We start from the raw sequence: 14,740 nt of genomic DNA, 5'->3' as shown, positions 1-14,740 counted from the left end.
GCTCGATTCTAGCGGTCGCCCTCTCCCTCACACGCCGCGCAACGCGGCGACCGGCTCGATGCGTGCGGCGCGCCGTGCCGGATACCAGCCCGATCCCCATCCCACCAGCGCCCCCAGGAAGATCCCGGCGACGGCGATCAGCGGGTCGGTGACCGGCGACCATCCCTGGACGGCGGCGACCACGATCACCGCGACGACCCCGAGGGCGGAGCCGATGATCCCCCCGATGAAGCCGATCACGATCGACTCGACCATGAACTGCCCGCCGATCTGGCGGCGCGTCGCGCCCAGCGCCCGACGGAGACCGATCTCACCGATGCGCTCCATGACCGAGAGCAGGGTGACGTTCGCGATCCCGAGCCCACCGGCGAGGAGCGCGATGATCCCGAGGATGAGGAAGACGACGTTCACATCGGCCTGCACGTTCTGGCTGAGGTCGGAGGATGCCGCCGGCGCGCGTGCGTCCAGTGATTCCGGGTCGTCGGGCTGGAGCGCGAGCACCGACTGCTCGGCGACCTGAGGCCCGGCACCGACGACGATGTGGATCGCCAGTTCCGACGGCGCGGCCAATCCAAAGTCCGCGCGTGCCGCTCCCTGCGGGATGATCACCCCGTCGACGAACTCGGAGCGCCTCTCCATCCCGTCGATGATGCCGATGACGGAATACGACACGCCGGCGATGAAGATCGACGGCTGGGAATCGACACGATTGATCCCCATCCGCTCCGCGGCGCGCTGGCCGAGAACCGCCACGCGATCACCCCGCTCGTCGTGACCGTCGTCGAAGAAGCGTCCCGTCACGAGTTCCCCGTCGACGGCATCCGGCAGGTCCTGGGTCGTCGCGAACAGCTTCGGCGAGGCCGTGATCGGGGCCGAGGGATCGTTCACCGGCACGGCCGTGATCGTCTCGCCGTCGGCGAGTTCGACGTCGGCGATGAGAGCCGCGCTGTCGACACCGGCGAGGAGTTTCACGCGCTCCGGGGCGTCCCAGGGCAGTCGTCCGGCAGCGACGGTCGTGTTCTCCCGGCCGGACTGCGCCTTCGCCGGCGTGACGACGACCTGGGTCGCTGCGACTCCGTCGAACTGCGCGGCGATCTGCGCCGCCGCCGTCTGGGCGAACCCGAGCGTCGCGACCAGCGAAGCGATGCCGAGCACGGTTCCGAGGATCGTCATCACCAGACGGGCGGGCCTCGATCCGATATCGGCCGTCGCCTCGGCGACCAGGTCCTGGAACGTGAACCGATCGGCATGCTTCACCGACGGCAGGAGCGCCGTCGCCGCGTTCTCGGGCGCCGCGTTCTCGGGGGCTGCGCTCTCGGACGCGGAGTTCTCGGCTGTCGTGCCCTCGGCCGGAACGTTCGTCGACCCGGCATCTCTGCGTCGACGCCGGAGCAGGCGCATCACAGCTCGCTCAATCGGCCGTCGGAGATGCGGATGCTCCGCCCGGCGCGGCGCGCGACCGCATCGTCATGCGTGATGACGATGAGAGTGAGCCCGTCCGCGTTGAGCTCCTCGAAGAGTTCCATGACCTCGCCGGAGGTGCGCTGGTCGAGGTTGCCCGTCGGCTCATCGGCCAGCAGCAGCTGGGGTCCGCTGACGACCGCGCGCGCAACGGCGACGCGCTGCCGCTCGCCGCCGGACAGCGAGTTCGGGAAGAAGTCGATGCGGTGTCCGAGGCCCACCCGGGAGAGCGCCTCGCGCGCCCGCTCCTCGCGTTCGCGCCGAGGCACACCGCTGTAGAGCATGGGCATGAGCACGTTGTCGAGCACGCTGCGTCGGGGAAGCAGATGGAACGATTGGAAGACGAAGCCGATGAATCGGGCGCGCACCGCCGCACGCTCGTCGTCCGACAGGTCTCCCGTGAGCGATCCTGCCAGCCGATACTCCCCGACGCTGGGCCGGTCGAGCAGCCCGAGCAGGTTGAGCATGGTCGACTTGCCGGATCCGCTGGGTCCGACGATCGAGATGTAGTCGCCCGCCGCCACACTCAGCGTGGCCGCTTTCAACGCCTGGACCTCGGGCGGCCCGGGGAACGAACGCGTCACGTCACGGAGCTCGACCAGCGGCGGCGCGGCCGTCACCGGCCCACCACCACGAGATCGCCCTCGTCGAGTTCACCGTCGACCGGGGTCACCTCGACGGCCCCCTTGGCCGCCAGACCGGGCTCGACGACGACGAGGCGTGTCGTGGCGTCCTCGCCCTCTCGGGGATCGGACTCGACCACCTCGACGCGCGACTCACCCCCGGGGCCGGCGGTGAGTGCCGCGAGCGGCACCGAGAGAACGTCGCCGTCCGTAGCTCCGACCGCGATCTTGACCCGGACGTTGCTTCCCTGGAGCTGGCTGATCTGCTCGGGCGTGAGCGGGTCCGGTTCGAGGATCACCGACCACCGAGCACTGCTGTCCTTGCCCTCCTTGAGCGTCGCGATCACTGCACGGTGCTCGGTACCGTCCGGCAGCTCGAACGCCGCCTCGGCTCCCGCCTCCAGCAGACGGGCATCGGCCTCGGCTGCAGCCCCGGTGAGACGAACGGTCGCGCCCGACACGGTCATCGCTGCGCCCTCGACGATCGAGCCGCGCTGCACGTTCACCGCGTCCACACGACGCGGAAGTTCGGTGAGGTACAGCACCTCGCTGGCAGGCAGGAAGGGAAGCGCCTTCTGACGCGCCTCCTCGAGCGCCTCGTTGGCCGAGGTCACCGCGGCGCGCGCGCTCTCCAGAGCGGATGCTTCACTGCTCGTGTCCCGCGGCGCCCAGATCGCATCCCGTTCGAGGTTCGCCGTGTGCAGGGCGCGCTCCGCGGCAGGGACTCCTTCGCCGGCGGCACGCGCGGCGTCGAGCGCTTCCACGGCCGTCTGCACCGCGACGTCCGCCTGGAAGGCTTCGACCGGGGTCGGGCCCGCTCCCGCGGCGGTCAGCGCCTTCTCGGCGTCAGCGACTCCGGACTGCGCGGAACGGACGGCCTCTTCGGCGGACCGCACGCCATCAGCGGTCCCCTCCTCGGATTCCGGCACCGGGTACCCGGCCTGCGCGTAGAGCTGCGCGATCCCCTCGGCGGTGGCCTGGTCGAACATGTTGGAATTCACGTCGCCGGCGCCGATGCCGACGCTCGCGAGCGCCTGCTTCAGCTGCAGAACATCCGGACCCGAGACGCCGAAACGCAGGGTGCGATACGCCGGAAGTTCTCCGGGCAGGACGATCACCGGGCGTCCGACGATCTCGAGCGCGACCGACAGCGGTTCGAGCGTGGCACCCACCTCCGGCGTCTTCCCGGTGACGACGGCGCCGCCGGTGAGCGTCGAGGTATCGATCTTGACGTCGACGGCATCCGCGTATCCGACGTCCGCCCGCAGGGTGACGTCGTTGCTCAACGGACCGAACTCCACCGGAGCGGTCACGAGACCGGGCTCGGGCGCATCCGCACTCGACGCATCGGGCGAGAGCAGGAAACGCCCGACCAGCAGCCCGGCCACCAGGCAGACCACCGCGCCGAGCGCCACGATCCAGAGGGTGCGGTTGCCGCGGAGCACGCGGCCCCACCCGCTCACCCGCGAAGTGTCCGTCGTTCCCGCGGCGTCGTCGGCGGTGCCATCCGCGGAATCCGCGCTCGCACCGTCGGAGCCGTCGATCAGGTCGGTGAACGTCGTCGTCTCCGCCGTGGCAAAGTTCTCCCCCGCCCCGGCGTCGCTTCCCTCTGCGGGGATCTGGGTCGTCGGGGTCTCGTCGTCGCGCATCACTTGCTCTGCTCGGCGGCGGCCTTGAAGGCGTCGAGGTCGGCCTTGTTCGCGGCGATGAACTTCTCCTCCAGCGCGAACTGGATCTCCATCGACTTCTTCGTGAACGACGTCTTCTCGCGGCACTCGAGATCGACGAGGGCGAGGGCGATCTCCCGCTCGCCCAGTTCCTTCATCTCGGGGCTCTCGCTCGGGTCGACGAAATCGGGCGAGTCGAGGTCGACCTGCTCGGAGCCGTCACCGTAGGCCGCGTCGTACAGCGCATTCTGGTCGTCGATGATCGACTGACCGGCATCCATCTGCTTCTCGAATCCGGGCTCGCCCTTGTCGGCCATGCAAGAGGCCCACTCGGCGTTCAGATCGGCGAGCTCGGGTGCGTCCTGCGACGTCGTCCACAGCTCTTCCATGTTGGCGCGCAGCTCGGCGAACTCCTCGGCCTGCCACGGGTCATCGCCCTCGAGCTCGTGCTGCGCCCAGCCCTGGCAACCGGCCGTCTCCCAGTTGTACTCGTAGCTGCCGTCCTCCGACATCTCGGACTCCTCCTGCGGCGGGCCGTACAGCACCTCGTAGAACGCCGTCTGCTCGGACTCCGAGAGCGACGAGACGTAGTCCGCGTTCGGGTCGACGTACTCCTGGTCGGTGGGGCCCTCGTCCTGCTGCTCGGCGAACGGGTTGTTGACGTAGCCGTAGCCGTACTTCTCGACCCATTCCCGCTTGTCCGGCTCCCACTCGCCGCCGTCGCTGGTCATCACGCCGCCGCTGCTGGTGTTCGGGACGTACTCGAATCCCTCCTCCGACATGCACTCCGAGATCAGTTCCTCGACCTTGACCTGCTGCTCGTCGAACTTCTTCTGCTGCTCCTCGGGCGAGAGGTCGCTGCCCCAGGCCGCGGCGAGGTACTCGTTCAGGGGCGAGTCCTCGTAGGACAGCTCGTCGGAGGACGCGCCTCCGCAGCCCGAGAGGACGAGCACCATGGCGGTCGCCGCGAGCGCGGCGAGAGGAACGGTGGAACGCATGTCAAGACTCCTTTGTGCGACCGACGATGGCCGGAAGTATCCACAGTAGAGAGTGAGGCGAGATTCTCGCGTCCGCCGAAAGGATGACATGACGCTTTTCTGCTCTCCGTGCATCGCACGTTGGAGCGGCCTCGGGGCGCCGCTGCGAGGTGTGCTCCGCGTCAGCGGGCGCGCGGGTGCGAGGTCGCGTAGATGTCGCGGAGGGTGTCGACAGAGACGTGCGTGTAGATCTGGGTGGTCGCCACGGAGGCGTGCCCGAGGAGTTCCTGCACGACGCGCACATCCGCTCCGCCCTGGAGGAGATGCGTGGCGAACGAGTGGCGCAGCGTGTGCGGCGAGACCTCGGCGGTGATCTGCGCACGCTCGGCGGCCGAACGAATCACCAGCCAGGCGCTCTGCCGCGAGAGCGGCGCCCCCCGCGCTCCGAGGAAGAGGCGCGCCGATGCGCGCCCCTTCGTAGCGAGCCCCGGACGCACCCGAGTGAGATAGGCGTCAACGGCGTCGCGGGCGAACGACCCGATGGGAACGATGCGCTCCTTCGACCCCTTGCCGCGCAGACGCAGCACATCGCCGTGGGCCAGGTCGTCGACGTCGAGTCCGACCGCCTCCGACACGCGCGCACCGGTCGCGTAGAGCAGCTCGAGAAGCGCACGGTCGCGGATCCCGATCGGCTCCTCCGACGGGGGCGCCTGGAGCAACCTCTCGACCTGGTCGATCGTCAGCGCCTTCGGCAGTCTCCGGGGGGCTTTCGGCGGTCGCAGGCGCCCGCTCGGATCGTCCTGTTCGATACCCTCGCGGGCAAGGTACCGGTGCCATCCGCGCACGGACGACTGCAGTCGCGCGAGGCTGGTCGCGGCAGGCGGCGGCACCTCCGAGGAGCGCTCCTCGATGAACCGGCCGATCACTTGGGCCGTGACCTCGGAGGTGTCCGTGACACCTTGCTCCGACAACCAGGCGATGTATCCGTCAAGGTCACGCCGGTACGCGGAGACCGTGTGGTCGCTCAAGCCGCGCTCGATCGTGACGTGACGCAGATACGAGTCGAGGGCGCGCGCGAGCAGCATCCTCAGCCCCGGTTGCGCAGCCTCAGCGTCGCCGCCATCACGCCCAGGCTCAGGATGCCGTTGCGCATGCGCCCGGCGAGCACCGCGTCGACGGCATCCGCCAAAGGAACCCACTCGACGCGGATGTCGGCCTCTTCGTCTTCTCTCGCGTGCGGAGTCTCGGCATCCGAGAGTCCCGTCGCGAGGAAGATGTGGATGAGCTCGTCGTTTCCGCCTGGAGTCGTCCACGAGGCGACGAGCGGCACCCACTGGGAAGCGGTGAGGTCGGCCTCTTCGGCGAGCTCTCGGCGAGCCGCTTCCAGCGGCTCCTCCCCCGGCACGTCGAGGAGCCCAGCGGGCAGCTCCCAGTCGCGGTGACGGATCGGATGCCGGTACTGCTGGATGAGCAGCACGCGCTCGTCGTCGTCGAGCGCGAGGATCGCCACCGCACCGGTGTGAGCGACGTACTGGCGACGGATCTCACCGTCGCCGTAGCGCACCCGGTCGTCGCGGACGTCCCACACGGCGCCCTCGAACGCGAGGTCGCTCTGCAGGACCTCGGGTTCGAAGGGCTCGTCGTGGAGATCGCCCGCGTCGACCTGAGTCTCAGGCATCGGCGGCCGCGTCGACATCGAACAGCTCGCTCGCGCGGTGGCGATCGATGGCTGCGCCGACGAGACCGCGGAACAGCGGGTGCGGGTCGGTCGGGCGCGAACGCAGCTCGGGGTGAGCCTGGGTGGCGATGTAGTACGGGTGCACGTCGCGCGGCAGCTCGACGTACTCGACCAGGTCGAGTTCGGGGTTCAGGCCCGAGAAGACCAGGCCGGCGTCGGACAGACGACCGCGGTAGGCGTTGTTCACTTCGTAGCGGTGACGGTGACGCTCGGATGCCTGCGGCGCGCCGTACACCTCGCGTGCGAGCGACCCCTCGGCGAGAGCCGCCTGGTAGAGGCCCAGACGCATCGTGCCGCCCAGGTCGCCGCCGTCGAGGATCTCGACCTGCTCCGCCATCGTCGCGATGACCGGCTCGGAGGTCTCGGGGTCGAACTCGCTCGAGGACGCGCCCTCGATGCCGGCGACGTGGCGAGCGTACTCGATGACCATGCACTGCAGTCCGAGGCACAGGCCCAGGGTCGGGATGCCCTGCTCACGGGCGAAACGCAGGGCGCCGAGCTTGCCCTCGATGCCGCGGATGCCGAAGCCGCCGGGAACGCAGATACCGTCCAGTTGCGACAGCTGCTCCTGCGCACCCTCGGGCGTCTCGCAGAGATCGGAAGGGATCCAGCGGATGTTGACCTTCGTCTCCTGCGCGAAGCCGCCCGCCTTCAGCGCCTCGGTGACCGAGAGGTACGCGTCGGGCAGGTCGATGTACTTGCCCACGAGCCCGATCGTGACCTCGTGCTTGGGGTTGTGGACCGCGTGCAGCACCTTGTTCCAGCGCGTCCAGTCGACATCGGCCGCCTTGGCGTCGAGTCCGAGGCGACGCACGATGTAGGAGTCGAGGCCCTGGTCGTTGAGCGTGGACGGGATGTCGTAGATGCTCGGCAGGTCGACGGTGTTGATGACACCCTCGACGTCGACGTCGCACATGAGGGCGATCTTGTTGCGGTTGCTCTCGCTCACCGGGCGGTCGCTGCGGAGCACGAGCGCGTCGGGCTGGATGCCGACCTGGCGGAGGGCCGCGACCGAGTGCTGGGTCGGCTTGGTCTTCTGCTCACCCGAGGCTCCCATGAACGGGACCAGGGAGACGTGCACGAAGAAGACGCTGTCGCGACCGAGTTCGTGGCGAAGCTGGCGGGCCGCCTCGAGGAAGGGCTGCGACTCGATGTCACCCACGGTGCCGCCGACCTCGGTGATGATGACGTCGGGGCGCGGGTCCTCCGACGCCTGCAGGCGCATGCGGCGCTTGATCTCGTCGGTGATGTGCGGGATGACCTGGACGGTGTCGCCGAGGTACTCCCCCCGGCGCTCACGGGCGATGACCTGCGAGTAGATCTGGCCGGTCGTGACGTTCGCGGCCTGCGACAGGTTGATGTCGAGGAAACGCTCGTAGTGGCCGATGTCGAGGTCGGTCTCGGCGCCGTCGTCGGTGACGAAGACCTCGCCGTGCTGGAACGGGTTCATCGTTCCCGGATCGACATTGAGATACGGGTCGAGCTTCTGCATCACGACGCGCATTCCGCGAGCCGTGAGCAGGTTTCCCAGGCTCGCTGCGGTGAGCCCCTTACCCAAAGACGAAACGACACCGCCCGTCACAAAAATGTGCTTGGTGGTGTCGTTGTTGGGTCCCGCAGAAGAAGAGTTCATCACGGGCTTCTATCCTAACAGTTCGTTCAGCGACCGAGGCTGAGTAGTTCACGGGCGTGGGTCAGTGCGGCGTCGGAATCGGCGAGTCCGGAGAGCAGACGAGCCATCTCCGCCTCTCGATCCGCACCGTCGAGCCGCCTCACATTCGAGGCGGTGACTGCTCCGTCGTTGGACTTCACGACGGACAGGTGGTTCGTGGCGAATGCGGCGACCTGGGCAAGGTGCGTCACCGCGATCACCTGCGACTTCTCTGCAAGCCGGGCGAGTCGCCGCCCGACCTCGATCGCCGCTGCGCCGCCGATGCCGGCATCGACCTCGTCGAAGACGAAGGTCGGCACGGGATCGGTCGCGGCGATGACGACCTCGATCGCCAGCATCACGCGGGAGAGCTCTCCTCCCGAGGCACCCTTGGCGACGGAGCGCGGTTCGGCGCCGGGATGCGGGGCGAGCAGGATGGCGACGTCGTCACGACCATGGGTGCTCTCGGATCCCGTCGATACCGTGACGGAGAGACGCGCATCCGGCATCGCCAGCGCATGCAACTCTTCGGTCACTGCCGCGCCCAGACGTTCCGCCGCCTCGGTGCGCGCGGCGGTCAGACGATCCGCTGCGGCATCGAGCTCTTCGCGAGCGGCGTCGCGTTCGGCGAGCAGCCGCTCGAGGCGGTCGTCATCGTCGTCGAGCTCGGCGAGCCGGGCCGAGCCCGTCTGCCACACCTCGAGCGCCTCATCGAGGGAGCCGTGCGCACGGATCAGGGTGCCGAGGGCGGCACGCCGCTCTTCGACGGCCGCGAGCTCGTGCGGACCGGACTCGTCGAGGTCGGCCAGGTACGCGGAGAGGAGACCGGCGACATCGGTCAGGCGGTAACCGATGTCGGCGAGGCTCTCGGAGATCGCCGCCAGCTTGGCATCGGTCACCCGCTCGAGCACGCGTCGTGCCTCGGCCACCAGAGCAGAGGCGTCGGACTCCCCCTCTTCGTTCGAGAGCGCCCCATGGGCGACGGATGCCGCGAGCCGAAGCTCTTCGGAATTCGCGAGGCGCTCCGCCCGTTCGGCGAGTTCTTCGTCTTCCCCCGCCTCGGGCGCCGTCGCCTCGATCAGGGCGAGCGCCTCCCTCAACCGGGTCGCCTCGTCGGCGCGGCGGTCGCGATTCTCGCTGATGTCGGAGATCTCGGCATCCAACGCCCGCCAACGCTCGAACGCAATGACGTAGGTCTGGAGTGCGGATGTGATCGGCGCTCCACCGAAGCGGTCGAGGGCGTCGCGTTGAGCGGCCGCGGATCGCAGCCGCAGCTGCTCGGACTGGCCGTGGACCACGACGAGCTCGTCGGCGAGTGCCGAGAGCACGCCCGCCGGGGCCGCTCGTCCGCCGACGCTCGCGCGGCTGCGCCCTTCGGCGCTCAGCGTGCGCGACACGTAGAGCTCGGAGCGACCTGCGCCGGCCGGTTCGAGTTCGCCACCGGCATCCGACACGATCTCCGAGACCGGTCCGGTCTCGGGCACGATCCATACGCCGGCGACGGATGCCTGGGCGGCCCCGGCGCGCACCGCGCCGGAATCAGCGCGCTGACCGAGCAGCAGCCCGAGGCCGGTGACGACCATGGTCTTTCCCGCACCGGTCTCGCCGGTGATCGCCGTGAAGCCGGGACCCAGCGGCAGCACGGCATCATCGATGACGCCGAGTCCCTGCATCCGCATCTCTTCGATCACGACGGCACCTCCTGCCCTCTCCATCCTTCGACCGGGAGCTGGAACTTGCGCACCAGGCGGTCCGTGAACGCGGTCGGGTGCAGACGAGCGAGTCGCACGGGCCGCGACGAGCGGCGCGCGACCACGCGTGCCCCCGGGGGAAGCTCGTGGGATCGGCGTCCGTCGCACCAGAGGATGCCGGAGCCGTCCGTACGCTCGAGCATCTCGATCGCGACGGCGGCGTCGGGGCTGACGACGAGAGGCTTGGCGAACAGCGCGTGCGCCGAGAGCGGCACGACGGCGATCGCTTCCACACTCGGCCAGATCACGGGACCGCCGGCCGAGAAGTTGTACGCGGTCGAGCCCGTGGGCGTGGAGATCACCATGCCGTCGCAGCCGAAGCTCGACAGGGGGCGCCCGTCGATCTCGAGCACGACCTCGATCATGCGCTCCCGGCTCGCCTTCTCGACCGTCGCCTCATTCAGCGCCCAGGTCTCGTAGACGACCGCGCCATCCGCATCCTTGACGCGCACCGAGAGGGCCAGACGCTCTTCGACCTCGTAATCGCGAGCGATCACGCGCCGCACGGCGTCGTCCATATCGTCACGGTCGATCTCGGCGAGGAAGCCCACGTGGCCCATGTTGATACCGAGGACCGGCGCCCCGGTCTCTCGCACGAGCTCGGCCGCCCGCAGTATCGTGCCGTCCCCGCCGAGCACGATCGCGAGCTCGAGAGTTCCGGGATCGACGGTGGTGCCCAGCTCGGCGACGTCGGCGAAGAACGCGTCGACCGCGGCGAGCTCGGAGCGGTCGTCCGACGCCAGCACAGGTCGCGCGCCCGCACCGCGCAGGGATTCGATCACCCGCCGTGCAGCCGCGACCGTGTCGGCGCGACCGGCATGGGCGACGACCAGGATGCTGCGCTCGTTCATCGTCCTCCTGCCAAAGCGTTGATGCGATCCAACCATTCTGTCGGATTGCTACCGCGCCCCGGCGCGAGATGGACGAGGTATTCGGAGTTGCCGTGTGTTCCGAGAATCGGGGAGGGAAGGATGCCCAGCATCCCGAGCCCAGCGTCCCACGCGCTCCACACGGTTCGCGCCACGGCATCGGCGCGGGTCGCCGGATCGGTGACGAGTCCACCGCGCACCGCGGTGCGGCCCACTTCGAACTGCGGCTTCACCAGGAGGACGATGTCTGCCGTCGGGGCTGCGACTCCCGCGACGGCCGGGAGCACGAGCTCGAGGGAGATGAACGAGAGATCACCGACGATGACATCGGGCAGCGCCTGTTCCCCGGTCGCCTCCGCGAGATTCCCGGGGGTCATGTGGCGGACGTTGTACCCCTCGACCGGGACGACACCGGCGTCCGCCGCGATCGACGGCGCGAGCTGTCCGTGACCGACGTCGACCGCGAGGACTCGACGAGCACCGCGCTCACGGAGCACCTGGGTGAAGCCGCCGGTGGATGCCCCCATGTCAAGGGCGAGACGCCCATCGACGCCGACATCGAAGCCGTCGAGCGCGGCGATCAGCTTGTGCGCGGCCCGACCGACATAGTGATCGGCGCCTGCGATCGAGATCTCGGAGGAGTCCGTCACCGCGGTGGACGCTTTGACGACGGGCGTGCCGTCGACCGACACGAGTCCTTCGGCGATCAGAGTGGCGGCGTGCGTGCGCGAACGAGCGAGTCCCCGCGCGGCGAGGGCGGCATCGAGGCGCGTCATCGTGTCGGCGTCTCCCGGGGGTCGAGTTTCGCCCCGCTCTCGAGGCGTCGGGCGAGGTCGTCGTGCAGCGCCGAGTAGGCGTCGGCACGCGCAGGCAACGGCTGTCCTTCGATCAGACGCAGCCGGCTCCACAGACCGTCGGTCGGGGTGCTCGTCTTATCTTCGCTCACGGATTCCACTGTACGCGGCGCCTCGGACAGCGCCGGTCGCCACGGCGCAGGCGACGAACCGGGCTCCGGTTGCGATCAGGGACGGTGGAACGGATCGTCGTAGAGGTGCTCGGGCACCCTCAGGACGAACACCGGGGTTCCGGACGCCCAGATCGCTGCTGCTCCCGCCCGGAGCAGATCGATCTGCTCCCCCTCGTCGGCGACGATCTCGACATCGGCGCCGTGCACGCGCACCGCGGCCCCGTTCACGTGGAAGACGCCGTCGCGCTCGACGGTCGCAGGGTACGGCTGGTGCAGCTCCCGAAGGTCGCTCACGATGAACGTCGGGCGCGATCCCTCTGGGGCCGCCAGAACATGCTTCGGACGGTCGATGCCGGTCAACACGAGCACGGAGTCGATGCCGACGCGATTGGCTCCCATGATGTCGGTATCGAGCCGATCACCGATGAAGAGCGCCTTCTTCGCGTCGAAGCGCGCGATGGCCTCGTCGAAGATCGGCGTCTCGGGCTTTCCGGCCACGGTCGCGAGCCGACCGACCGCCGTGTGCACTGCCGAGACGAGCGTGCCGTTGCCCGGGGCGACGCCCCTCTCACGCGGGATCGTCCAGTCGGTGTTGGTGGCGATCCAGGGGATGCCGCCCTCGTCCTCCGGCAGCTGCAAGGCGAAGGATGCTTCGGCGAGATCCGTCCAGGCCACCTCGGGTGCGAAGCCCTGGACGACGGCCTGCGGAGAGTCCTGCGCGCTGCGTGTGACGGTGTATCCGGCTTTCTGCAGCTCGTCGACGAGGCCGTCTCCCCCGACGACCAGAATCGTGGCGGGAGCGGGGACGATATCGGCCAGAAGCCGCATCGCCGCCTGAGGGCTGGTGACCACGTCGTGCGGCGCGACCTCGAGACCGAGGCTGGTCAAGTGGGCAGCGACCGACGCATCCGTGCGGGACGCATTGTTGGTGATGTACCCGAGACGCACACGACGTGCCGCTTCGTTCAAACTGTCGACGGCGTACGGAAGGGCTCCGGGACCGGCGTAGACCACACCATCGAGGTCGGCCAGGACGGTGTCGACCCCGTCGAGCGGGGTCGCTGCCGCGCGCTTCTTGGAGAACAGCGCCACTCAGGCCCCCGGCGTCTCGGAGTCGTCGTCGGACTCGCCGAGGAGCTCGCGCACCTCGTCGTCGACGGACGGCTCGGCGTCCACGGCATCCGACTCGGGAACCGAGTCTTCTGACGCTTCGGACTCCGAAGTCGCTTCGGCGGCGGTCTCGTCCTCCGTGTCGGCGTCTTCGGCGTCGTCATCGAAGTCGCCCTCGATGAGGCCGTCCTCGATGAAGATCTCCTCGTCGCCTGCCTCGTCGATACCGAGTGCTTCGGCGGCGACCTCCGCGCGGTGCGCCCAGAACGCCGCCTCGTCGTCACGACCGAGATCCTCAAGCACAGCGGCGCGGGCGGCGAAGAGTGCCGGGCTCCACTCGAAGGCGCGATCGGGGTCGAGTTCGGGAATCTCGAGTTCACCGAGAGCGAGCTCGAGGTCGCCCTGGTCGAGACGAGCACCCGACATCGCGATCGCCAGCGCGACCCGCACGGGAGTCGCCAGCGTGGAACGGTCGACGGAGCGTCCTGTCTCGAGCGCACGGTCGGGACGACCGATGCCGCGCTCGCTGTCGACCATGAGCGCGATCTGGTCGTCCTTTCCGGAGATGCGACGGAAGGTGCGAAGCTCGCGCAGTGCCAGGGCGAAGTCCGCGGTCGCGTAGGCCGTGATCCCAAGGGTTTCACGAACGATCGCGATACGTCCGGCGCTCCGCGACGCGGCAAGAGCGTGTTCGTGTGCCAGCGCGGGGTCTTCGTCGATGAGTCGCGACGCCATCGCGAGATGACGCGCGACGTGCTCGGCGTTCTCCTTGCTCAGCGTCTTGAGCTCATTGCGCGCGGCGCCGTTGAGATCGCGCGCGGTGACCTCTTCGGGAATCTGCGGCTCGTCGAAGCGAGGACGCTCGTTCGTCGCCTGCACAGGACGCTCACGCCCCGCTCCCCCGCGCTGCGGGTAAGAGCGGCCGGCACCGGTGCCTTCGCGGCGGGGCGCGCGGTCGCGGTCGTATCCGCCTTCGCGACGGGGGGCACCGCCCTCACGACGGGGAGCACCACCGTCACGGTTGTACCCGCCCTCACGACGCGGAGCACCACCGTCACGGTTGTACCCGCCCTCACGACGCGGAGCACCACCATCGCGGTTGTACCCGCCCTCACGACGCGGGCCACCACCGTCGCGGTTGTATCCGCCCTCACGACGCGGAGCACCACCATCACGGTTGTACCCGCCCTCACGACGCGGAGCACCACCATCACGGTTGTACCCGCCCTCACGACGCGGAGCACCACCATCACGGTTGTACCCGCCCTCACGACGGGGCGCGGAGCCACCGTCGCGGTTATAGCCGCCCTCGCGACGCGGGCCACCACCATCACGGTTGTAGCCACCCTCACGACGCGGAGCACCACCATCACGGTTGTAGCCACCCTCACGACGCGGAGCACCACCATCACGGTTGTACCCGCCCTCACGACGGGGCGCGGAGCCACCGTCGCGGTTATAGCCGCCCTCGCGACGCGGAGCAGAACCACCATCACGGTTGTACCCGCCCTCACGACGGGGCGCGGAGCCACCATCGCGGTTATAACCGCCCTCACGACGGGGCGCGGAGCCACCATCGCGGTTGTACCCGCCCTCGCGACGCGGAGCAGAACCACCGTCGCGGTTATAGCCGCCCTCGCGACGCTGCCCGCCTTCGCGATAGTTCGGTCGTCCGCCGGAAGGGCGCTCGTTGCGGGCTCCGCGGTCGTTGGCGCGACGCGGGCGGCGCTGGTCGTCTTCCGGCATGATGATTCCTATCCCTGTAAACGCAAAATGGCCACCCAGCATTGGGTGGCCATTTTACTTAAAAGAAGTCCGGCGGTGTCCTACTCTCCCACAGGGTCCCCCCTGCAGTACCATCGGCGCTGTGAGGCTTAGCTTCCGGGTTCGGAATGTAACCGGGCGTTTCCCTCACGCTATGGCCGC

13 protein-coding genes and 1 rRNA gene are annotated in these 14,740 nt (G+C 69.0%); all 14 read right to left on the bottom strand.

What is annotated here, in order from left to right; translation table 11 throughout:
• Positions 1-27: 27 nt before the first annotated feature.
• The gene (locus KZC52_RS00070) at positions 28-1,404 is read right to left on the bottom strand and encodes an ABC transporter permease (RefSeq protein WP_372491545.1); all 1,377 of its coding nucleotides are present in this window, start codon (positions 1,402-1,404) and stop codon (positions 28-30) included.
• Positions 1,401-2,081, bottom strand: coding sequence for an ABC transporter ATP-binding protein (locus tag KZC52_RS00065; RefSeq protein ID WP_247622039.1), 681 nt, complete (start codon positions 2,079-2,081; stop codon positions 1,401-1,403). The genes KZC52_RS00070 and KZC52_RS00065 overlap by 4 nt, the downstream gene beginning before the upstream one ends.
• On the bottom strand, positions 2,078-3,733 hold the full coding sequence (locus KZC52_RS00060) for an efflux RND transporter periplasmic adaptor subunit (protein WP_247622038.1): 1,656 nt from the start codon (positions 3,731-3,733) through the stop codon (positions 2,078-2,080). The genes KZC52_RS00065 and KZC52_RS00060 overlap by 4 nt, the downstream gene beginning before the upstream one ends.
• The gene (locus KZC52_RS00055) at positions 3,733-4,749 is read right to left on the bottom strand and encodes a hypothetical protein (RefSeq protein ID WP_247622037.1); all 1,017 of its coding nucleotides are present in this window, start codon (positions 4,747-4,749) and stop codon (positions 3,733-3,735) included. Before KZC52_RS00055 ends, KZC52_RS00060 begins: the two co-directional genes overlap by 1 nt.
• 161 nt (positions 4,750-4,910) lie before the next feature.
• Entirely contained in the window at positions 4,911-5,813 is a 903-nt protein-coding gene (gene xerD, locus KZC52_RS00050) for a site-specific tyrosine recombinase XerD (RefSeq protein ID WP_247622036.1), read from the bottom strand.
• Positions 5,814-5,815: 2 nt separating this feature from the next.
• Positions 5,816-6,406 carry an NUDIX domain-containing protein gene (locus KZC52_RS00045; RefSeq protein ID WP_247622035.1) on the bottom strand — a complete coding sequence of 197 codons (591 nt, stop codon included), beginning with the start codon at positions 6,404-6,406 and terminating at the stop codon, positions 5,816-5,818.
• On the bottom strand, positions 6,399-8,099 hold the full coding sequence (pyrG, locus tag KZC52_RS00040) for a CTP synthase (protein ID WP_247622034.1): 1,701 nt from the start codon (positions 8,097-8,099) through the stop codon (positions 6,399-6,401). Before pyrG ends, KZC52_RS00045 begins: the two co-directional genes overlap by 8 nt.
• A 26-nt stretch (positions 8,100-8,125) precedes the next feature.
• Positions 8,126-9,808 carry a DNA repair protein RecN gene (gene recN / locus KZC52_RS00035; RefSeq protein WP_247622033.1) on the bottom strand — a complete coding sequence of 561 codons (1,683 nt, stop codon included), beginning with the start codon at positions 9,806-9,808 and terminating at the stop codon, positions 8,126-8,128.
• Entirely contained in the window at positions 9,805-10,719 is a 915-nt protein-coding gene (locus KZC52_RS00030; protein ID WP_247622032.1) for an NAD kinase, read from the bottom strand. The genes recN and KZC52_RS00030 overlap by 4 nt, the downstream gene beginning before the upstream one ends.
• Positions 10,716-11,513 (bottom strand): TlyA family RNA methyltransferase, encoded by a 798-nt coding sequence (locus KZC52_RS00025; RefSeq protein WP_247622031.1) that lies wholly within the window; start codon positions 11,511-11,513, stop codon positions 10,716-10,718. The genes KZC52_RS00030 and KZC52_RS00025 overlap by 4 nt, the downstream gene beginning before the upstream one ends.
• Positions 11,510-11,683 carry a hypothetical protein gene (locus tag KZC52_RS00020; protein ID WP_247622030.1) on the bottom strand — a complete coding sequence of 58 codons (174 nt, stop codon included), beginning with the start codon at positions 11,681-11,683 and terminating at the stop codon, positions 11,510-11,512. Before KZC52_RS00020 ends, KZC52_RS00025 begins: the two co-directional genes overlap by 4 nt.
• 75 nt (positions 11,684-11,758) lie before the next feature.
• Complete coding sequence (locus KZC52_RS00015; protein WP_247622029.1) at positions 11,759-12,796, bottom strand: HAD-IIA family hydrolase; 1,038 nt, start codon at positions 12,794-12,796, stop codon at positions 11,759-11,761.
• Complete coding sequence (locus tag KZC52_RS00010) at positions 12,797-14,560, bottom strand: primosomal protein (RefSeq protein WP_247622028.1); 1,764 nt, start codon at positions 14,558-14,560, stop codon at positions 12,797-12,799.
• A 67-nt stretch (positions 14,561-14,627) separates the two neighbouring features.
• Positions 14,628-14,740 (bottom strand): 5S ribosomal RNA (gene rrf / locus KZC52_RS00005); the annotation flags it as partial.

Origin of the sequence: Microbacterium galbinum (assembly GCF_023091225.1) — a bacterium.
Taxonomy (GTDB): Bacteria; Actinomycetota; Actinomycetes; order Actinomycetales; family Microbacteriaceae; genus Microbacterium; species Microbacterium galbinum.
Note: the sequence above shows the minus strand (reverse complement) of the source record. Positions and strands in the feature narration are given on the sequence as shown.

What these genes read in the sequence shown, in the direction of transcription:
- KZC52_RS00060 (WP_247622038.1), bottom strand. Translation starts at nt 3,733, where the DNA reads ATGCGCGACGACGAGACCCCGACGACCCAGATCCCCGCAGAGGGAAGC.
- KZC52_RS00055 (WP_247622037.1), bottom strand. Translation starts at nt 4,749, where the DNA reads ATGCGTTCCACCGTTCCTCTCGCCGCGCTCGCGGCGACCGCCATGGTG.
- xerD (WP_247622036.1), bottom strand. Translation starts at nt 5,813, where the DNA reads ATGCTGCTCGCGCGCGCCCTCGACTCGTATCTGCGTCACGTCACGATC.
- KZC52_RS00045 (WP_247622035.1), bottom strand. Translation starts at nt 6,406, where the DNA reads ATGCCTGAGACTCAGGTCGACGCGGGCGATCTCCACGACGAGCCCTTC.
- pyrG (WP_247622034.1), bottom strand. Translation starts at nt 8,099, where the DNA reads ATGAACTCTTCTTCTGCGGGACCCAACAACGACACCACCAAGCACATT.
- KZC52_RS00030 (WP_247622032.1), bottom strand. Translation starts at nt 10,719, where the DNA reads ATGAACGAGCGCAGCATCCTGGTCGTCGCCCATGCCGGTCGCGCCGAC.
- KZC52_RS00025 (WP_247622031.1), bottom strand. Translation starts at nt 11,513, where the DNA reads ATGACGCGCCTCGATGCCGCCCTCGCCGCGCGGGGACTCGCTCGTTCG.
- KZC52_RS00010 (WP_247622028.1), bottom strand. Translation starts at nt 14,560, where the DNA reads ATGCCGGAAGACGACCAGCGCCGCCCGCGTCGCGCCAACGACCGCGGA.